General features: G+C 72.8%; 16 protein-coding genes. 7 read left to right on the forward strand and 9 right to left on the reverse strand.

Going from position 1 to position 18,174, the window contains the following annotated elements:
• The first annotated feature begins 186 nt into the window (after positions 1 to 186).
• The gene (locus E8M80_RS18375; protein WP_137127167.1) at positions 187 to 1,158 is read left to right on the forward strand and encodes a tripartite tricarboxylate transporter substrate binding protein; all 972 of its coding nucleotides are present in this window, start codon (positions 187 to 189) and stop codon (positions 1,156 to 1,158) included.
• A 151-nt stretch (positions 1,159 to 1,309) separates the two neighbouring features.
• Here the strand turns inward: E8M80_RS18375 and E8M80_RS18380 are convergent, their stop codons facing one another.
• Both E8M80_RS18380 and E8M80_RS18385 read right to left on the reverse strand, forming a co-directional pair.
• Positions 1,310 to 2,575 (reverse strand): hydantoinase/carbamoylase family amidase, encoded by a 1,266-nt coding sequence (locus E8M80_RS18380; RefSeq protein ID WP_206035662.1) that lies wholly within the window; start codon positions 2,573 to 2,575, stop codon positions 1,310 to 1,312.
• The gene (locus tag E8M80_RS18385; protein ID WP_137127168.1) at positions 2,572 to 3,687 is read right to left on the reverse strand and encodes a CaiB/BaiF CoA-transferase family protein; all 1,116 of its coding nucleotides are present in this window, start codon (positions 3,685 to 3,687) and stop codon (positions 2,572 to 2,574) included. The genes E8M80_RS18380 and E8M80_RS18385 overlap by 4 nt, the downstream gene beginning before the upstream one ends.
• A gap of 65 nt (positions 3,688 to 3,752) precedes the next feature.
• On the opposite strand from E8M80_RS18385, the gene E8M80_RS18390 reads away from it, so the two are divergent.
• The 3 genes from E8M80_RS18390 (at position 3,753) to E8M80_RS18400 (ending at position 7,206) form a co-directional block, all read left to right on the forward strand.
• The gene (locus tag E8M80_RS18390) at positions 3,753 to 4,709 is read left to right on the forward strand and encodes a tripartite tricarboxylate transporter substrate binding protein (protein ID WP_206035663.1); all 957 of its coding nucleotides are present in this window, start codon (positions 3,753 to 3,755) and stop codon (positions 4,707 to 4,709) included.
• Positions 4,710 to 4,715: 6 nt separating this feature from the next.
• On the forward strand, positions 4,716 to 5,708 hold the full coding sequence (locus E8M80_RS18395) for an NADPH:quinone oxidoreductase family protein (protein ID WP_137127169.1): 993 nt from the start codon (positions 4,716 to 4,718) through the stop codon (positions 5,706 to 5,708).
• Positions 5,709 to 5,820: 112 nt separating this feature from the next.
• Positions 5,821 to 7,206 (forward strand): MDR family MFS transporter, encoded by a 1,386-nt coding sequence (locus E8M80_RS18400; RefSeq protein ID WP_137127170.1) that lies wholly within the window; start codon positions 5,821 to 5,823, stop codon positions 7,204 to 7,206.
• Between the two features lie 89 nt (positions 7,207 to 7,295).
• Here E8M80_RS18400 and E8M80_RS18405 read toward each other — a convergent pair whose 3' ends face one another.
• From E8M80_RS18405 to E8M80_RS18430, 6 genes are all read right to left on the reverse strand, one after another.
• Positions 7,296 to 8,009 carry an ABC transporter ATP-binding protein gene (locus tag E8M80_RS18405; RefSeq protein ID WP_137127171.1) on the reverse strand — a complete coding sequence of 238 codons (714 nt, stop codon included), beginning with the start codon at positions 8,007 to 8,009 and terminating at the stop codon, positions 7,296 to 7,298.
• Positions 8,006 to 8,761: an ABC transporter ATP-binding protein gene (locus E8M80_RS18410; RefSeq protein ID WP_206035664.1), complete on the reverse strand. Its 756-nt coding sequence runs from the start codon at positions 8,759 to 8,761 to the stop codon at positions 8,006 to 8,008. Before E8M80_RS18410 ends, E8M80_RS18405 begins: the two co-directional genes overlap by 4 nt.
• Entirely contained in the window at positions 8,758 to 9,633 is an 876-nt protein-coding gene (locus E8M80_RS18415; protein ID WP_137127172.1) for a branched-chain amino acid ABC transporter permease, read from the reverse strand. The genes E8M80_RS18410 and E8M80_RS18415 overlap by 4 nt, the downstream gene beginning before the upstream one ends.
• Complete coding sequence (locus tag E8M80_RS18420; RefSeq protein WP_137127173.1) at positions 9,630 to 10,499, reverse strand: branched-chain amino acid ABC transporter permease; 870 nt, start codon at positions 10,497 to 10,499, stop codon at positions 9,630 to 9,632. The genes E8M80_RS18415 and E8M80_RS18420 overlap by 4 nt, the downstream gene beginning before the upstream one ends.
• 10 nt (positions 10,500 to 10,509) lie before the next feature.
• Positions 10,510 to 11,640, reverse strand: a complete 1,131-nt coding sequence (locus E8M80_RS18425; protein WP_240790117.1) for an ABC transporter substrate-binding protein — start codon at positions 11,638 to 11,640, stop codon at positions 10,510 to 10,512.
• Between the two features lie 87 nt (positions 11,641 to 11,727).
• Positions 11,728 to 12,666, reverse strand: a complete 939-nt coding sequence (locus E8M80_RS18430) for an SMP-30/gluconolactonase/LRE family protein (RefSeq protein ID WP_137127175.1) — start codon at positions 12,664 to 12,666, stop codon at positions 11,728 to 11,730.
• Positions 12,667 to 12,763: 97 nt separating this feature from the next.
• Between E8M80_RS18430 and E8M80_RS18435 the strand changes: the two genes are divergently transcribed.
• The 3 genes from E8M80_RS18435 to E8M80_RS18445 all read left to right on the forward strand — a co-directional run bounded on the left by E8M80_RS18435 (position 12,764) and on the right by E8M80_RS18445 (position 17,246).
• Positions 12,764 to 14,407: a hydantoinase B/oxoprolinase family protein gene (locus tag E8M80_RS18435; RefSeq protein WP_137127176.1), complete on the forward strand. Its 1,644-nt coding sequence runs from the start codon at positions 12,764 to 12,766 to the stop codon at positions 14,405 to 14,407.
• Between the two features lie 121 nt (positions 14,408 to 14,528).
• Entirely contained in the window at positions 14,529 to 16,589 is a 2,061-nt protein-coding gene (locus E8M80_RS18440) for a hydantoinase/oxoprolinase family protein (RefSeq protein ID WP_137127177.1), read from the forward strand.
• 3 nt (positions 16,590 to 16,592) lie between these two features.
• Complete coding sequence (locus E8M80_RS18445) at positions 16,593 to 17,246, forward strand: hypothetical protein (protein WP_137127178.1); 654 nt, start codon at positions 16,593 to 16,595, stop codon at positions 17,244 to 17,246.
• Here E8M80_RS18445 and E8M80_RS18450 read toward each other — a convergent pair.
• A complete protein-coding gene (locus tag E8M80_RS18450) occupies positions 17,221 to 17,874 on the reverse strand; it encodes a metal-dependent phosphohydrolase (RefSeq protein WP_137127179.1) in 654 nt (217 codons plus the stop codon). The two genes, E8M80_RS18445 and E8M80_RS18450, sit on opposite strands and share 26 nt — an antisense overlap.
• Positions 17,875 to 18,174 lie beyond the last annotated feature (300 nt).

Genomic DNA, 18,174 nt, shown 5'->3' on the forward strand with positions numbered 1-18,174 from the left:
CCGTTCGCGCGGTTCGGGAGAGAGCATGGCATGGCGAACCTGGTCCTGCACGCCACGCATGGGTGAGGCGGCTGCCCGCGCCGTGATCTTCTTCACAGTGTCTTCGCCGCTGGTCCTCCGGCGCGGCGCGGGCCTAGCATCGCGGCAACCGGCAGCAGGCCGGACACGACAAGGGAGGAGACCGCGATGCCGACATTGCCCCGTCGCCGCGCGCTGCTGCTCGCGGCCGCGGCGCCACTGGCCGCGCCGCGCATGGCTGCCGCGCAGGGCGCCTGGCCGAACCGGCCGGTCACCATGGTGGTGCCCTATCCGCCCGGCGGCACCACGGACCTGTCGATCCGCCCGCTGCAGGAACCGCTCTCGCGGCTGCTCGGCCAGCCGGTGGTGATCGAGAACCGTGCCGGGGCGGGCGGCACGATCGGCGCCGCGGCGGTGGCGCAGGCACGGGACGGGCACACCTTCCTGGCCTTTCCCGTGGCGGTGATGACGGTCGCGCAACACGTCATGCGCCTGCCCTTCGACCCCGCGACGGCGCTGCTGCCGGTGGCGATGACCTCCATCGCGTACAACGTGGTGGCCGCGCATCCGGACGTGCCGTTCCGGGATGTGGCGGGGCTGATCGCGCATGCCAGGGCCAATCCCGGGCAGCTCCGCTTCGGATCGGCGGGGAACGGGACGATCACGCAGCTTTCGGGCGAGGTCTTCGCCGAAGCCGTCGGCATCCGGATCGAGCACGTGCCCTATCGCGGCTCCGCGCCTTCGCTGACCGACCTGCTCGGCGGGCGGGTGCAGCTGCTGTTCGACCCCGTGGCCATTCCTGCGGTGAAGGACGGGCGGCTGCGCGGGCTCGCGACCATCGCGGACCAGCGCAACCCCGACCTTCCCGACGTGCCGACGCTGGCGGAACTCGGCCATCCCGACGCGGTGGTGGTGCCCTGGTACGGCGTCGCCGCGCCGGCCGGCACGCCGCCGGCGGTGGTGGACCGGCTCGCATCCGCGATCACCGCATCGCTGGGCGAGGCGGCGGTGGCGCGCGGCATGGCGCCCATGGGCATGTCGCCCTTCGCCGAGACGGGCGAGGCCTTCGCGAGCCGCGTGACGCGGGAACGCGAGCGGTTCGGGGCGCTGGTCAGGCGGCTGGGCGTGCAGCCGTCCTGAGGCAGTCTCAGAGACCGTTTGAGAATGCGCCTTCGGGCGCATTCTGTTGTCCGCCACCGGCCCGCTCCCCCACCCGGCCACCAAGCGACAGTATCCTGGATGGGTGGCCGGGTGGGGGAGCGGGCCGGTGGCGGCATGCTCAAAGGGTCTCTCAGGCCTCGGCGCGGAGCCACTCCGCGAAGGTCGCGGCGGCGGCCATCAGGTCCGCGGTGTCCATCGCCTCGCGCGGGTTGTGGCTGCCGTTCGCGTTGCGGATGAGCAGCAGCCCGGTCGGAATGCCGGTGGCGGCGAAATTGGCCGCGTCGTGGCTCGCCGGCGAACCGAGCGGCAGCGTCGCGACCCCCATCCGCGCCGCCGCCGTGGCGAGCGAGGCCCGCAGCGCCGCGTCGCAGGGCCCGACCGGCGCGGCATTGCGCGGCCCCGGGTCGATGGCGACGCCGCGGCGGGCGGCGACCTCGTCCAGGACTTCGTGGAAGCGGCGCTCCAGCCACGCCAGGTGCGGGGCATCGTAGGCGCGCAGGTCGATCGAGAAGGTGAAGTCGCCGGCCACCACTGTGATCTCGTGCCGCGCCGGATCGGTATGGAAGCGGCCGATGGTGACGGCCATGGCGCGGCCGGCGGCATCTTCCTCCGCCCACATCGCATCGAGGGCCGTGAAGATCTCCGCCCCCGCCAGCGCGGCGTCGCGCCGGAAGCGGCGCGGCAGGCCGACATGTGCGTCCTCCCCCGCGATGCGGATCGCGGCGTGGCGGATGTTGCCCGGGATGCCGGTGGCGACCGCCAGCGGCACGCCGGCCTCGATCAGGCTCGGCGCCTGCTCGATATGGGCTTCGAGGAAGCAGCGGACGGGACCTGGTGGCAGCAGGCGCGCCCCGGGTCGGATGGCGCCGGGGTCGCCGCCGCAGCCGGCGATATGCTCGGCCAGCGTCAGGCCGGTGTCGGCACGGCGCCGGTCCAGCGCATCGGGCGGCAGGATGCCGAGCGCCGCGCGGCTGCCGATCAGGCCGAGGCCGAACCAGACCGCTTCCTCGCAGCGGAAGGCCGCGACCGTGATGTCCGCGCGCGGGACGAAACCGACGGCGCGCAGCGCCGCGACGGCGGCCAGCGCGGCCACCACGCCCGCCGCGCCGTCGAAATTCCCGCCATGCCGCACGCTGTCGAAATGGGAGCCGAGCAGGGTGCGCGGCGCCGCGCGGTCCGCGCCCGGCCAGGTGAGGTAGAGGTTGCAAGCGGCATCGCGCGCGACCTCGAGGCCGAGGCGCGCCGCCTCCGACGCGGCAAGCGCGTGGGCGGCGTTCTCACGCGCGTCGAAGGCATGGCGCGTGATGCCGGGCGGATCGGCGCCGATCGCGGCCAGGCGGTCGAGCAGCGCCTGCACCCGCAGCGCCTCGGCCGCGAGCGCGGCGGCCAGGCTCACGCGCCGAGCTCCGCCAGCACCTCCGCGGTGTGCTCGCCGAGCGCCGGCGCCGGCGCGCCCCAGTGGCCGAGGCCGGGCAAAGCGGGCAGCGGCACCTCGCCGAGCTGCGGCTGCGCGACGCGCGATGCCGCGCCATAGGCGACCACGTGCTCGTTCGCCAGCCAGTCGAGCGGCGTGTTGACGCGGTCCGCCAGCAGCCGCGCCCCCTGCAGCCGCGCGATCCACTCCGCCGAGGGCCGCTTCGCGAAGGCGGCGCGCACGATGGCGTAGAGCTCATCCCGGTGCTCCCAGCGCAGCGGGAAGGTGGCAAAGCGTGGTTCCGCCTTGGCGTCCGGGATCTCGAGCGCGTCGCAGATCGCGAGCCACTCCGCCTCCCGCACCAGGGTCACCATGACCCAGGCGCCGTCCGCGGCCTGGTAGGCGCCGGCCGGTGCGTTGGGCGGGGCGGCGGACTTCCCCTGGTAGCCCCATTCGCCGATCTGGTGCGTCAGCAGGTTCGAGGTCGCGGCCATCAGCGACATGTCGATGACGCGCCGGCGCGGCGCGCTGTCCTGCAGGCGGGCGGCCAGCGCGGTCTGCACGGCGGAAAACGCCCAGATGCCGGTCGCCATGTCGGCGATGAAGGGGCCGGCCTTGTGCGGCGCCCCGTCGGCCCCCGAATTCAGCGCGACGAAGCCCGAGAAGGCCTGCGCGACGGAATCCGTGCAGGGCCGTTCCCGATACGGCCCGGACTGCCCGAAGCCCGAGATCGACAGGCAGACCGCATCCGCCTTCGCGTTCTCCGGCCCCAAACCGATGCGCGCGGCGACACCGGGGCGGAAGGCCTCGATCAGAACGTCGGCCCGGGCTGCCAGCCTGGCCGCCGCGGCGCGTCCGTCCTCCGACTTCAGATCGAGCACGACGCTGCGCTTGCCGCGGTTGAAGCAGACCGTCATGACCGAGACGCCGTCCTGCGCCGAGCCGAGGCCGCGGGACCAGTCGCCCTCGGCGGGTTCGAGCTTGATGACGTCCGCGCCGCAGGCGGCCAGCATCATGCCGCAATAGGGCCCGGCGATGCCCTGCCCGGCATCCAGCACGCGCAGGCCCCGGTAGGGGCGCATCGCTTCGTCCATCGCGTTTCCTCCGTCCCGGTTCGCGCCTATCCTGCCGTGATCGGCCGAATAGGGAAGGGGATGCCATGAGAACCACGCGACGGGCGCTGCTGGGCGCGGCACTGGCCACGCCGGCCCTGGCCCAGGACTGGCCGACGCGGCCGGTGCGCATCGTCATCCCCTATCCGCCGGGCGGACCCACCGACCTGATCGGGCGCGTCGTGGCGCAGCGCGCGCAGCGCGAACTCGGACAGCCGCTGGTCATCGAGAACAAGCCCGGCGCGTCGGGCACCATCGGCGCGGCCGAGGTCTCGCGCGCCGCGCCGGACGGCCAGACCTTCCTGATGAACGCGTCCATCCACGTCATCATCCCGCATCTCAACCGTAACCTGCCCTTCGATGCGCTCAACGACTTCGCGCCGGTGACGAACATGGCCCTGGTGCCGCTGGTGGGCCTGGTCAATCCGCGCCTGCCGGTGCGCACGCTGCGCGAACTCGCCGACCACGTGAAGGCGAATCCGGGGCGCATCTCCTATGCCTCCTCCGGCATCGGCGCGGCGCAGCACCTGGCGGGGGAGATGTTCAAGCAGGTCGCGGGGCTCGACATGGTGCACGTGCCCTATCGCGGCGCCGCGCCCGCCATCCAGGACCTGATCGCAGGCAACGTGCAGGTGATGTTCGACAGCGTGCCCGCGGGCGCCGGCGCCGTGCGGGAGGGGCTGCTGCGCCCGCTCGCGGTCACCACGGACCGCCGCATCGCCGCCTATCCCGACCTGCCGACGACGGCGGAGGCCGGGTTCCCGGGCCTCGTCATCTCGACCTGGTACGGCATCTGGGCACCGCCGCGCACGCCCGCGCCGATCGTGGACCGCCTGCAGCGCGCGGTCGCGGTGGCCGTGCAGGACGATGAGGTGAAGGCGCGCATGGCGACGCTCGGCGCTGACCCCGTGGCCGACCGGCCCGACGCCTTCGCCGCCTTCTGCCGCAGCGAATACGAGAAGTTCGGCGCCATCGTGCGCAGCGCCAACATCACGCTGAACTGAGGCGGCATGCGCGCGATCCTGTGCGAATCCTGGCGCGACTTCGACGCGCTGGACCTGCGCGACATCGCGCCGCCGCGGATGCGCCCGCGCGGCGTGCGCATCCGCGTCGAGGCCGCCGGCGTTTCCTTCGCGACGCAGCTTGTCGTCGCCGGCAAGTACCAGCGCCGGCCGCCGCTGCCCTTCGTGCCGGGCACCGAGGTGGTCGGCACCGTGCTGGATGCCGCGCCTGACGCCGAGGCGCCGCCGCCCGGCACGCGCGTCTTCGCCGTGCTGGACTGGGGCGGCTACGCCGAGGAAGCCGTCGCGGACGACATCCATGTCGTCGCGATCCCCGACGGCCTGCCGTCGGAGCCCGCGGTGGCCTTCCCGATTTCCTACCCGACCGCGGGCGCCGGGCTGCTGTGGCGCGGGCGGATCGCGGCCGGGGACTGGGTGCTGGTGCATGGCGCGACCGGCGGCGTCGGGCTCGCGGCGGTCGAGATCGCGAAAGCCGTGGGCGCGCGCGTCATCGCCCGCGCCGGCACCGCGAAGCACGCCCTGCTGCGCGCGCGCGGCGCCGACCTCGTGCTCGACAGCGCCGCGCCGTTCCGCGACGCGGTGCGGGACGCAACGGGCGGCGCGGGCGTCGCCTGCGTGCTCGACACCATCGGCGGCGACGCCTTCGACGATGGGCTCCGCTGCCTGGCCGATGGCGGCACGCTGGTGGTGGTGGGCTTCGCAGGCGGGGGCATCCCGACCGTCGGCGCGAACATCCTGCTGCTGAAGAACATTGCCGTCGCTGGTTTGAACTGGGGCACCTATGTCGGCTGGTCGCCGGGCGACAACCGGCGCGTCTTCGCCCCCCGCGCACGCGACATGTGGGAGCGGCTCATGGGCTGGTGGCAGGAAGGCGTACTGCGGCCGGAGGTCCATGCCGCGTTTCCGCTTACGCAGTTCCGAGAGGCGATGGCCGAGGTACGGGAACGGCGCAGCGCCGGGCGCGTGGTGCTGCGGCCGTGATGCGCAGGGAAGGTCGGGGGAGGAGAACCTCCCCCGAGCCCCCTCCCTTCTTGGTCGGAAGGAAGGTTGAGGGGGATGTGGGGGGAGAAGTTCCCTTCTCCCCCTGGTCTGCATGAGCGACCATCGCGGCGTTGCGCTGATCGTCGCCTCCGCGCTGTTCATGCAGAACCTGGACAGCGCGGTGCTGGCCACGGCCCTGCCGGCCATGGCGCGCGACCTGGACGAGGACCCGGCGCGGCTCGGCGCCGCGATCACCTCCTACCTCGTGGCGCTGACGGTCTTCATCCCCTTCTCCGCCTGGATCGCCGACCGCTTCGGGGCGAAGCGAGTCTTCATGCTGGCGATCGTGGTGTTCGTCTGTTCGTCGGTGCTGTGCGGCCGCGCGCAGGGGTTGGGCGAGCTCGTCGCCTTCCGCGTGCTGCAGGGCATCGGCGGCGCGATGATGGTGCCGGTCGGGCGGCTGCTGCTGCTGCGCGGCGTGGCCAAGAAGGACATGCTCTCGGCGATGGCCTGGCTGACCATGCCGGCGCTGCTCGGGCCCGTCACGGGGCCGCCGCTCGGCGGCGTGCTGACCGACCTGTTCTCCTGGCGCGCGGTGTTCTGGATCAACGTGCCGATCGGCGTCATCGGCTTCGCGCTGGTGGCGTGGAAGATCCCGGACATCGAACCCGGAAGGCCGGGGCCGCCGGACGTGGTGGGGCTGGCGCTGACCGGCTTCGCGCTCGCGCTCACGATGTTCGGGCTCGAAACCGTGGGGCGGCACGTCGTGCCGGGCTGGATGTCCTGGAGCGGGCTCGTGCTCGGGGTGTCGTCGGGCTGGCTCGCCGTGCGGCATTGCCGGCGCGTGCCGCAGCCGGCGGTCGACCTCTCGTTGTTCCGTATCGCGACCTTCCGCGACCCGGCGGTGGCGGGCAGCATCTTCCGCAGTGGCGCCGGCGCGGTGCCCTTCCTCATTCCCGTCATGCTGCAGATCGGCTTCGGCATGACCGCCACGGAAAGCGGCCTCGTCTCCTTCGCCACCGCGCTCGGCGCCTTCGCGATGAAGCCGCTGGTGCGCCCGCTGCTGAAGCGCACGGGCTTCCGCCACGCGCTGCTGGCGAACGGCGTCGTGGCGGCGGGCGGGATCGCCGCGCTGGCGCTGCTGACGCCCGCCTGGCCGGCGGCCGCGATCTTCCTGCTGCTGGCGGCCGGCGGGCTCGCGCGCAGCCTGCAGTTCACGGCGCTGAACACGCTGGCCTTCGCTGACGTGCCGCCGGAACGGATGTCCCGCGCGACGGCGCTGTACGGCACGCTGCAGCAATTGTCGCCCGCGCTCGGCGTCGTGCTGGCGACGACGACGCTGGAGGCCTCGCTTGCGCTGTCGGGGCGGGACGCGCTGGCGGTGGCGGATTTCTCGACCGGCTTCCTGGTGGCGGCGGCGGTGGCGCTGGCCGCCGTCCCGCTGCATGCGCGCCTGCCGGCGGATGCGGGGGCGGAGGTTTCGGGCCACCGGCGCTGAGGCCGGGGACCCGGGGCACGCCGCTCCCGCGCCGATGCTTTCTCGGGCACGACATCCGACCGGATGAATCCACCTGGTCGGATATCGCCCTAGAAAAGCTCCATCAGCCGCGCGTGGTCGTCGAGTTCGCCCGGCGCGCCCTCGAAGATGAACTTCCCCGAACGCATCACCACCACGCGGTCGGAGACATCGAAGGCTTCGCGCACGTTCTGCTCGACCAGCAGGATCGACATGCCGCGGGACTGGCGCAGCGCCGCGATCGGCCGGATCAGGTCCTGGAACAGCTTGGGCGCCAGCCCGATGGACGGTTCGTCCAGCAGCAGCACGCGCGGGCGCGTCAGCAGCGCGCGCCCGATCGAGACCATCTGCTGCTGACCGCCCGACAGCGTGCCGGCGCGGCGCGTGCGGAAGTCCCGGATGCGCGGCAGCACCTCGAGCACCTCCTCGACCCGTTCGCGCTGGCCGGATTTCGGCACGCCGGCGGACCACAGCGCCAGGCCGAAGATCTCCTCGACCGTCAGGTCGGGAAAGACGCCGCGTCCCTCGGGCACCAGCGCGACGCCGGCGGCGCCGAGCGCGGCCGGCGCGTGCTGCGCCGGCGCCGCGCCGAAGATCCGCATGCTGCCGGCCGAAGGCCGGTGCAGCCCGAACAGCACGCGCAGCAGCGTCGTCTTGCCGGCGCCGTTGTGCCCGATCAGGCACAGGATCTCGCCGTCCTTCAGCGTGAGCGAGACGTCCTGCAGCACCTCGCGCCCGCCATAGCCGGCCGACAGGCCCAGCGCCTGGATCGCGGGCGCGCTCATGCCGCGTCCTGCCGGTCGCCGAAATAGATCGCCGCCAGCGCGGGATCGCGCAGGATCGACTGCGGGTCGCCCTCCGCCAGCACGCGGCCCTGGTCGAGGAAGGCGATGCGGTCCGACAGTTCCGCGACCACGTCCAGGTTGTGCTCTATCAGGCAGATCGCGACGCCGCGCGCGGTGGCGGCGCGCAGCAATTCCCCGAAGCGCAGGCGGGAGGCGAGGTCGAGCCCCGAGGCCGGTTCGTCGAGCAGCCAGATGTCGGCCTCGGCCGCCAGGATGCGCGCCATCGAGAGGAACTTGCGCTCGGCATAGGCAAGGTCGACGGCGCGTGCATCGGCGAGGTCGGCGAGCCCGGTCGCCTCGAGCGCGGCGGCGGCGCGGTCCTGCCGCGCGGCACGCGCCCGCGCGCCGCCGGGCTGCCAGAACCAGGCCGCGGTCTCGGTGGCGGCCAGCACGTTCTCGCGCACCGTCATGTGGGTGAACAGGCGCAGGTCCTGGAACGACCGCGCGACGCCGAGCCGCGCCACCTGCCAGGGCTTCAGCCCCATGATCGGCCGCCCGCGGATGTGCGCCGTGCCGGAATCGGCGCGCAGGTTGCCGGTGATGAGGTTGAAGGTGGTGGTCTTGCCCGCGCCGTTCGGCCCGACCAGCGCCGTGACCTGCCCCGAGGGCAGCGAGAGCGACACGCCCGCGACCGCCTGCACGCCGCCGAAGGCGCGCGCCAGGTTCTCGGATTTCAGCAGCACCTCGCTCACGAGGTGGATCTCCCCTTCGTTAGGTCGCCGACCAGCCCGGCGGGGCGGAAGATCATCAGCAGCGTCATCGCCAGGCCGTAGATGATCTGTTGCACGGCACCCACCTCGGTCGCCGGGATGAAGGGGATGAAGGACAGCACGGCCGGCAGGGACAGCAGCATCACCGCCCCCACCAGCGGTCCCCACAGCGTGCCGGTGCCGCCGATGATCACCATGGCCATGATCTGGATCGACTGGTCGAGGGTGAAGGATTCGACGTTGATGAAGGACAGGTGCAGCGCATAAAGCGCGCCCGCCACCCCCGCGCCCGCGCAGGCAAAGACGACGGCCAGCGTCTTGGCGGCATTGACGTTCTTGCCCAGCGCCTCGGCCGCGCTGTCGGCGTCGCGGATCGCCTGCAGCGTGCGGCCGAAGGCGCCCCGCTGCAGCCGTGCGGTCAGGAACAGGATCAGGGCCAGCGCGGCCAGCGCCAGCGGCAGCACCGGCACCACGGTGCCGAACACCTCCGGCTGCGGGATGCCGACGAGCCCGCCGATGCCCCCGGTCAGCGGCTTGAGTTCGGCGAACAGCGTCGCCGCGACCATCTGCAGCCCAAGCGAGGCAGCGACGAAGTATTCGCCCCGCACGCGCAACGCCGGCAGCGCGAGGCAGAGCGACAGCCCCCCCGCGATCACCGCCGCCGCCAGGCAGGCCAGAAAGGGGTCCGGCACCAGCAGCAGCGCGACCTGCGCCCCGGCATAGGCGCCGAGCCCGAAGAACACCGCATGCGCGATCGAGAAGATGCCCGCATAGCCCACGATGAAGTTCAGCGTGGACGCCAGGATGCCCGAGATCGCCGCGAGGGTGGCGAGGTTCAGCAGGAAGGCGGTCATCGCGTCTGCACCACGCCGAAGATGCCGCTCGGACGGAAGATGATGAAGCCGAACAGCACCAGGAAGGACACCGCCTCCGCCCATTGCGTATCGACCACCTGCAGCGCGAGGCTTTCCGCGACGCCGAGCATCATGCCCGCCAGCGCCGCGCCGCGAAGCGACCCGATGCCGCCCACGATGGTCGCGGCGATGGAAATCAGCATGACCTGGTGGCCGATCGCCTCGTTCAGGCCGGTGGTCATCACGGTGACGATCGCGGCCGGCGCGGCGAGCGCGGAGCCGATCGCGAAGGCGAGCACCGACAGCCCGTTGGACGACAGCCCGTAGGTGCGGATCAGGTCAGGGTTCTGCGCCAGCGCACGCAGCCCGACGCCCGCCGGGTGGCGCGTGAGGAACAGCGTGAGTGCCACGAACAGCACCGCCGCCGTGGCGAGCGCGATCCACAGCATGGGGGCCACGAAGACATCGGGCAGGATCTCGGCGGAGAAGGACAGCGGCGTGTCCACCGTGGCGAAGCCGCGCCCGGCGATCATGCCGATGATGTTCTGCACCACGATCCCCACGCCGAAGGCGGCGACGAAGACGGTGAAGAAGGACCCTTCATGCCGCTGGATCGGCCGGTAGACGAAGCGTTCCATCGCAACGCCGAAGGCCATCGCCGCCAGCACCGCCGCCGCCGCGCCCGCCCAGCCCGGCCAGCCGGCCCGCCAGGCGAACAGGAACACGTAGCCTGCGATGGTGAAGGCGGTGCCGTGCGCGACATGGAAGATCTTGGTCGCGCCGAAGATGAGCGCGAAGCCGGCCGCGGTGAGCGCATAGATCGCGCCCACCTGCAGCCCGTTGAGCAGCAGTTGCAGGAACAGCACGCGGCCGGCCTCAGCCGACCGGCACGAAGGCCTGGCCGCGGATCTCGTTCACCTGCATCTGGGTCAGCATATTGCCGTGTTCGTCGAATTCGCCTTCGCCGCCGACCAGGTCGAACTTGCGCGTCGCCAGCATCGCCGCGCGCAGCGAATCGCCGTTCACCGCGCCGCCGGCCGCTTCCACCTGTTTCGCCAGCAATCCGAACAGATAAGCCGCGTTGTAGTAGTTGGCGTGATAGACCACCGGCGGCTGGCCGAACCGCGCCTGGAAATCGGTGGCGAAGCGGCGCGTGACGGCATGTTCGCCGGTGAGATCGAGCTTCTGGGACGTGAACAGCGCGCCCTCCGCCTCGGGCATGGTGCGCAGGCTGTCGATGCCGAAGGCGGAATAGGAACAGATGGTCTGCGTCACGCCGTTGTCGCGCAGCGCCTTGACGATCTGCGCGTTCTGCGCGCCGAAGGACGCGACGTAGACCGCGTCCGGCCGCGTCTGGCGCACGCGCGCCACCACGGGGCCGAACTGCTGCGCGGCGCGCGGCACGGAGAAGCTGCCGACCAGTTCCCCGCCGGCGCGCGGCAGGTTGCTGCGCAGCTGGCCCAGGATGGCATCGCCCAGCGGGTCGTCCACGTAGATCAGCGCAACACGCTTGGCGTTCCGCTGGCGCACCAGGAAAGGCACCATCACCTGCACCTCCAGGTGCGCGAGCGCGATGACGTTCCAGAAGTACGGCGACAACCCGGCGAGGTCGGGCCCCACCGCGCCGCCATTGACCATGATCACCTTGGCGCGGTCGCCGATCGGCGCGACCGCCTTCGATGTCGCCGTCCAGGATACCAGCACCCAGGAGGCGCGGTCCACGCTGATCAGCTTGTTCATGCCCACGACCGAGGGCTGCGGCAGCGCCTGGCTGTCCTCGGACTGCAGGCGCACCGGGCGGCGCAGCATGTTGTCGGCCGCGATATGGGACAGCGCGACCTGCGCCCCGCGGGTGAAGGCCTCGCCGAATTCGGCACTGGGCCCGCTCATCGGGAACAGCGAGCCCATCACGTAGGGCTCGCCCTGCTGCGCCAGGGCAGGGCGGATGAACGGCAGGGCGAGGCCGGCGGCAATCGCGCCGCGACGGCCGATCATGGGACCGGGCATGGACGATACTCCCTCATCATGGTCGGCGCCTTGCGTGAGCACCGATCCCGTTCTGAGGACCAGCCTCGGCCCGCCGCGCCCGCGCTGTCAACCGTACGGCAGGCGCAATCCCGGCTCGTCCCATTCCATGGCGACAAGCTTCCCCGTGGTCGACAGCGTGATGAACGCGGTGCGCATGTCCGCGCCGCCGAAACAGATGTTGGTCGGCATGCGGTCGGGCATTCTGACAACGTGCAGGATTTCGCCCGCGGGCGAGACCGTCGTGATCTCCCCGCTGACCAGCGTCGCGACGACGATGTTGCCCGACGCCGCGATGGCCAGGCTGTCGAGCCGCCGGTAGCCCGGGAACTGGCAGATCACGCGCCCGCCGTTGGATGACGGCCACGGCTCCTTCCGCAGCACGCCCGGCGCCTCGACATCCCAGGCCCAGAGGCGGCCGGTCTCGGTCTCGGCGACATAGACCGTGCGCCCGTCCGGGCTGATGCCGATGCCGTTCGCGCCGCCGAAGACCGGGAAGGCGGCCTCCACCACCTTCGAGCCGTCCGCCGCACCCCAGTAGGCGCCGCCATGGTCGCGGTCGCGCGCGCGCACCTTGCCGAGGTCGCTGAACCAGAAGCCGCCATGCGCGTCGAACATCAGGTCGTTGGGGCCGCGCAGCGGGCGGCCGTCCACGGCGCGGTAGAGCGTCTCGATGGCGCCGATCGCGGGGTCGATGCGCTCGATCCGGCCGCCGGAATAATCGGGGGACTGGCCGGTCGGGCGCAGGATTCCCGGCTCCTCGTGCCAGGAGAAGCCACCATTGTTGCAGAGGTAGAGCATCCCCCCCGGCCCGAGCGCCAACCCGTTCGGTGCGCCGCCCACGCTCGCGATCGTGGTCTTCGCGCCGTTCGCGGCCACGCGCGTGATGCGCCGCGCCTCGATCTCGACCAGCGCGATGCTGCCGTCGGGCATCGCGACCGGGCCCTCAGGGAAGCGCAGGCCGTGGGCGACGACGCGCAGGTCAGGGTTCTCGACGATGACAGGCATGGCGCTTCCTCTCGCGGATCGTTGCGCGGGATCATGGCGCGCGCGCCCCGCGCTGCGAAGCCTTGACGGGCACGCCACGGCGCCGGAGCGTGCCGCCATGACCGCGCCCGATCCCGTCACCCTCTCGGTCCTCGACAACCGCTTCCGCGCCATCGTGGAGGAGATGGGGGAGGCGATGCTGCGCACGACCTACTCCCAGATCCTGAACTCCTCCCGCGACTTCTCGATCGCGCTCTGCGACGCGGCGGGGCGCCTGGTGGCGCAGGCGGACCACATCCCGGTCCATGTCGGGGCCATGCCCTTCGCGGTGGAGGCGGTCGTCCAGGCCTTCGGCGACGGCGTGCGCGAGGGCGACATCTACCTGCTGAACGACCCCTATCACGGCGGGTCGCACCTGCCGGACCTCACGGCCATCGTCCCGGTCTTCGCGGAGGGGCGCCTGGTGTTCTGGTCGGTCGTGCGCGCGCACCACACCGACATCGGCGGCGCGACGCATGGCGGCTACAATCCCGCCGCCACCGAGATCTGGCAGGAGGGGCTTCGCGTGCCGCCCATCCTGCTCGGCCAGGGGCGCGTCCCGCGTGAGGACTTGGTGCGCATGATCGCCACCAACACGCGCCTGCCGCGGGAGGTGCGCGGCGACCTGATGGCGATGATCGGCGCGGCGCATCTCGGCGAACGCCGCCTGCTCGCGGTGCTGCACAAGCACGGCGCCGGGCCGACCGTCGCGGCCGTGGACGCCATCCTCGACCTGTCGGAGGTGCATGCCCGGCGCATCGTGGCGACCTGGACGGACGGCGAATGGCTCGGCGAGGCCTTCCTCGACGATGACGGCTTCGGCACCAACGACATCGCCATCCGCGCGCGCGTGACGAAGCGCGGCGACAGCCTGCGCGTGGACCTGACGGAGTCCGCGCCGCAGACTCCGGGCTTCGTCAATTCCTCCTACCCCAACATGGCCTCCGCCGTACGCATGGCCTTCGCCTTCCTCCTGGATCCGGAGGTCGCCAAGAACGACGGCTGCTTCCGCCCCGTCGAGATCGTGGCGAAGGAAGGCACCGTGGTCTGGGCGCGCGAGGGCTCGCCCGTGACGATGTGCACCTCCCATTGCTCGAACGAGATCGTGGAGGCCGTGGTCAAGGCGCTCGCGAATGCCTGCCCCGACCGCGCGATGGGCGGCTGGGGAAGGCGCTTCCGCGTCGCCATCAAGGGCCGCGACGCGCGGCGGCCGGACCGCAGCTTCGTCTGGCACCTGTTCCACGCGCGGCCCGGCGGCGGCGGGTCGTCGAAGGGCGATGGCTGGTCCACGGCGGGCGAATGGCACTCCGCCGGCGGCCTCAAATTCGGCAGCGTCGAGATGGCCGAGGCCCGCTTCCCCCTGTTCTTCGCGAAGCACGAATTCCGCCCCGGCAGCGCGGGCGACGGCACGTTCCGCGGCGGCCTCGGCGGCGAACTGGAACTGCGCCTCGAGACCGATGGCCCCGCCGTCGCCAACACCGCCGGCGACGGCGTGCGCCACGGCGCGGCGGGCATGCTGGGCGGGCGGGACGGCGCGCCGCACCACTACACGCTGAACCGCGCGGACGGCACGGCGCGCGACCTGCGCACGAAGGAAGTCGGCATTCCGCTCGCATCCGGCGATGTGCTGCATGTGCGCGCGGGCGGCGGCGGGGGCTGGGGACCGCCGGAGAACCGCGATCCCGCGGCGCGCGCGCGGGACGCCGAGGAGGGGCTGCTGTGAGCGCGGACAGGCTGGTCGGGGGAGAGAACTCCCCCGAGCCCTGGTCCCAGGTGATCAGAAAAGGGAGGGGGATCGGGGGAGGTTCCCCTCCCCCGACCTTCTTCCCTTGGGGCGCCGCCCGATGACCGCGACCTGGCGCATCGGCATCGACGTCGGCGGCACCTTTACCGACGTCGTCTGCGTGGCATCGGACGGCACCACGACGCTCGCCAAGGCCGCGAGCACCCCGGCCGACCAGAGCGAGGGCGTCCTCGCCGGCCTCGGCGTGCTGGCCGACCGCCTCGGCGTCGCGTTCGTGGACCTGCTCGGCCGCACGGAACGCATCGTGCACGGCACGACCGTCGCGACCAACGCGCTGCTGGAACGCCGCGGCGCGCGCGTCGCGATGCTCACCACGGAAGGGCATCGCGACGTGATCGAGATGCGCGAGGGGCTGAAGCCCGCGCGCTACGACCTGCGCCTGCCCGCCGCGCCCGCGCTGGTGGCGCGGCGGCTCCGCCTGCCGGTGCGCGAGCGCCTTCGCCCCGATGGACGCGTCGAGATCCCGCTCGACCGCGCATCGCTCGACGCCGCCATCGCGACCCTGCGCGCCGAGGCGGTCGAGGCCGTCGCCGTCTGCTTCCTGCATTCCTGGCGCGACGATGCGCATGAACGCTTGGCGGCCGAGGCGGTACGGGCCGCGCTGCCCGGGGTCTTCGTCACGACCTCGGCCGAGGTGCTGCCGCAGATCAAGGAGTTCGAACGCTTCTCGACCGCCGCCGTGAACGCCTATGTCGGCCCGGTCGTCTCGCGCTACCTCGCGCGGCTGCGCGGTCGCCTGGCGGAGGAAGGCTATGGCGGCCAGGTCTTCGTCATCCTCTCCCATGGCGGCGTCGCGCCGGTCGAGGAAGCGGCCCGGCTCGCGGCCGGCACCGCGCTGTCGGGGCCGGCGGGCGGCGTCGCGGCCGGCGTCGCGTTGGCGCAGCGCGGCCTCGGTAAGGACCTCATCACCTTCGATGTCGGCGGCACCTCGACCGACATCGCGCTGGTGCAGGATGGCGATGCGGCGCTCGGCCGCGGCCGCGATGTCGGCGGTGAACGCATCGCGCTCGAAAGCCTCGACATCGTGACGCTCGGCGCCGGCGGCGGCTCGATCGGCCATGTCGGCGCGGGCGGCACGCTGCAGGTCGGCCCGCGCAGCGCGGGCGCGGTGCCGGGGCCGGTCGCCTATGGCCAAGGCGGCACCGAGCCCGCCGTGACGGACGCCAACCTCGTCCTCGGCTACCTCGACCCCGGCAACTTCCTCGGCGGCGCGCGGCGGCTCGACGCCGCGGGCGCGTTGCGCGCCTTCGAACGGCTCGGCGCGTCGCTCGGCCTCGACGCCATGGCGGCGGCCGAGGGCGTCCATCGCCTGGCGAATGTCCGCATGGCGGACGGCATCCGCGTCGCCACCGTGCGCCGCGGCGTCGACCCGCGCGACTTCACGCTGCTCGCCTTCGGCGGCGCCGCCGGGCTGCATGCCAGCGCGGTGGCGCGCGAGCTCGGCATGCGGCGCGTCGCCGTGCCGGTCTTCGCCGCCGGCCTCTCGGCCTGGGGGATGCTGCACACCGACCTCCGCTACGAGATGGCGCGCAGCGAGATCGGCACCGGCGGCGTGCCCGACGACGATGCGCTGCGGACGATCTGGGCCGGCCTCGAGACCGAGGGGCGCGCCCGCGTCGCCGCCTGGTTCGGCGGCGCCATCGAGACGCGCCGCGCCGCCGACATGCGCTACGGGGAACAGGTCTTCGAGATCGCCGTGCCGCTCGACGCAGTGCCCTGGGAGGACGCGGGCCTAACGCGCCGCGTGACCGAGGCCTTCCACGCGCGGCACGAATCGCTTTTCACCTATGCGCTGCGCGGGGAGGAGGTGGTGCTGGTCAATGCCCGCCTGGCCGTGATCGGCCGGCTGCCGCCCATGCCGGCCCCGCGCCCGGATGCCGTGGGCACGACCGCCGTGCCCTTCGCGACGCGCCGCGCACGCCTCGGTGGTGTCGCCGCCGACCTGCCGGTGTTCGATTTCGCCGCCCTGGCCGCGGACCAGGCCGTGGCCGGCCCCGCCATCATCGAGAGCGACACCACCACCGTCCTGCTGCTCCCCGGCGACCAGGCGCGCATGGACGGACGTGGCTGGCTCTCCATCGCCCTGCCGCAGGAGGCCTGAGCGATGGCCGAATGGACCCCGCCCGAAGGCCATGGGGGGCGCTGGATCCTCGCCAGCGCGGGGGGCGTCGCGCTCGGCGCGGCGCTCGGCACGCTGTGGAACGCGCTGCTGCTGCCCGCCTTCGCGCCGGAAGCGACGCGCCTCGGCGCGCTCACGGCCCTGGTGCAGGCGACATCGGGCGCGGTGCTCGGCACCTGCCTCGGCGCCGCGCAGGGCGTCGTGCTGCGCCGTGCCTATCCCGGCCTGCCGATGGCCGCCTGGATCGGCGCCAATGCGCTCGCGGGGTACGGCGTCGCCCTGCTGACCGTGCTGCTCTACGGCGTCCTCGCGCAGCATGCCGGCAGCATTCCGATCCCTGTCTTCATCATCCTGGGAGCCACGCTGAAGGGCGTGCTGGGCGGTCTGTTCTTCGGCCAGGCGCAGGGGCGCGTGCTCGATGCGGTGGTGGCCGAGCGCGCCTCCTGGGCGCGGGTCGTGCTGGTCGGCTGGCTGCTCGGCGCCATGCTCGGCAGCCTGCGCTGGCTGCTCGGGATGCCGGGCGGTGAGCCCGTACTGCTCGTGCTGGGCGCGCTGGCTAGCGGCGCGGTGGAGGGCGCTGCGCTCGGCCTCGTCACCGCCGGCGCCTTCCGCTTCATGCCGCCGCGCAGAGCATCCTGACCTCGGCGGCGAGGTTGTCCCGCGCCGGTTGCTCGTAGACCTGTCCGAGGCGCGTGCGGAAGATCGCAGGCGCCGCCAGGAAGCCCTCCAGCACCCGGCAGCGCCCCGCGCGCCAGGCCTGTTCGCTGGCTGCGGCGTATTCGCGGCGGAGGAAGCCCGTGTTGCGCGCGAAGACGGCCGGGCGTTCCGCGAGCGGCGTCAGGTCGAGGTCGAGCAGCCGCAGCACGCGGCAATCCGCGCCCGCGTAGCCGAGGTGGTCCGCGGTCGCGCGGATCGCCTGCTGCGCCCAGCCCGTGTCGCCCGGCACGGCGTCCGCCAGCAGCGCGGCGGAGCGGTCCTCGTTGTCCCGCGCGCCGGGGTCGTAGACGGCGTCGTGGAACAGGATGGCAAGAGCGAGGTCGCGGTCCGCCGGATCGCCGCCATGAAGCAGGTGCCGCAGCCAGAGCAGGCCGACATGCGCGGCATCGTGGTACGCGCGGTGCGGCTCGGCATGGCGCCGGCGGAGGTCCGTCGCGACCGCCGGCGGCACGTCGGCGCGGGCGAGCAGCGCGCCGAAGCCGGCGCGGCACTGGTCGAGGTCCTCGGCCAGCGCGAGCGCCGCCTCGACCTGCAGGGTGGTGACACCCATCGCGCTACCCTGCCCGCCGGGAAGCGGGGTGCGGGACGGTGAGGGGAAGCCTCGGCATGGCGCGTCCTCCGGGTTTTCGGAAGGTCCGATGCGGACAGCATGCCGGGGCGCGCCGGGCGACGCGCTGAAGCGCTTCAGGGGCCAGGTGCCGGCGAGCGGCTGTCGGAAAGGTCGGGGGGGGGGTGAACCGCCCCCGTGGCTCTCCTTGTACCGAACTCTCGAGCATGGCGGCGAGGCGTGAGGCGAGGGTGTCTTGCCCCCGGGGGCCAGGTCGGCCCCGCCGGCCTTGAGCATGGCCAT

Origin of the sequence: Roseomonas sp. HF4, assembly GCF_005222755.1 — a bacterium.
Taxonomy (GTDB): Bacteria; Pseudomonadota; Alphaproteobacteria; order Acetobacterales; family Acetobacteraceae; genus Neoroseomonas.

Excerpts from the sequence above, each read along its gene's own strand:
- E8M80_RS18405 (WP_137127171.1), bottom strand. The coding sequence starts at position 8,009 with ATGAGCGCGCCCGCGATCCAGGCGCTGGGCCTGTCGGCCGGCTATGGC.
- E8M80_RS18385 (WP_137127168.1), bottom strand. The coding sequence starts at position 3,687 with ATGGACGAAGCGATGCGCCCCTACCGGGGCCTGCGCGTGCTGGATGCC.
- E8M80_RS18430 (WP_137127175.1), bottom strand. The coding sequence starts at position 12,666 with ATGCCTGTCATCGTCGAGAACCCTGACCTGCGCGTCGTCGCCCACGGC.
- E8M80_RS18400 (WP_137127170.1), top strand. The coding sequence starts at position 5,821 with ATGAGCGACCATCGCGGCGTTGCGCTGATCGTCGCCTCCGCGCTGTTC.
- E8M80_RS18450 (WP_137127179.1), bottom strand. The coding sequence starts at position 17,874 with ATGGGTGTCACCACCCTGCAGGTCGAGGCGGCGCTCGCGCTGGCCGAG.
- E8M80_RS18445 (WP_137127178.1), top strand. The coding sequence starts at position 16,593 with ATGGCCGAATGGACCCCGCCCGAAGGCCATGGGGGGCGCTGGATCCTC.
- E8M80_RS18375 (WP_137127167.1), top strand. The coding sequence starts at position 187 with ATGCCGACATTGCCCCGTCGCCGCGCGCTGCTGCTCGCGGCCGCGGCG.
- E8M80_RS18425 (WP_240790117.1), bottom strand. The coding sequence starts at position 11,640 with ATGCCCGGTCCCATGATCGGCCGTCGCGGCGCGATTGCCGCCGGCCTC.
- E8M80_RS18435 (WP_137127176.1), top strand. The coding sequence starts at position 12,764 with ATGACCGCGCCCGATCCCGTCACCCTCTCGGTCCTCGACAACCGCTTC.
- E8M80_RS18395 (WP_137127169.1), top strand. The coding sequence starts at position 4,716 with ATGCGCGCGATCCTGTGCGAATCCTGGCGCGACTTCGACGCGCTGGAC.
- E8M80_RS18390 (WP_206035663.1), top strand. The coding sequence starts at position 3,753 with ATGAGAACCACGCGACGGGCGCTGCTGGGCGCGGCACTGGCCACGCCG.
- E8M80_RS18415 (WP_137127172.1), bottom strand. The coding sequence starts at position 9,633 with ATGACCGCCTTCCTGCTGAACCTCGCCACCCTCGCGGCGATCTCGGGC.
- E8M80_RS18440 (WP_137127177.1), top strand. The coding sequence starts at position 14,529 with ATGACCGCGACCTGGCGCATCGGCATCGACGTCGGCGGCACCTTTACC.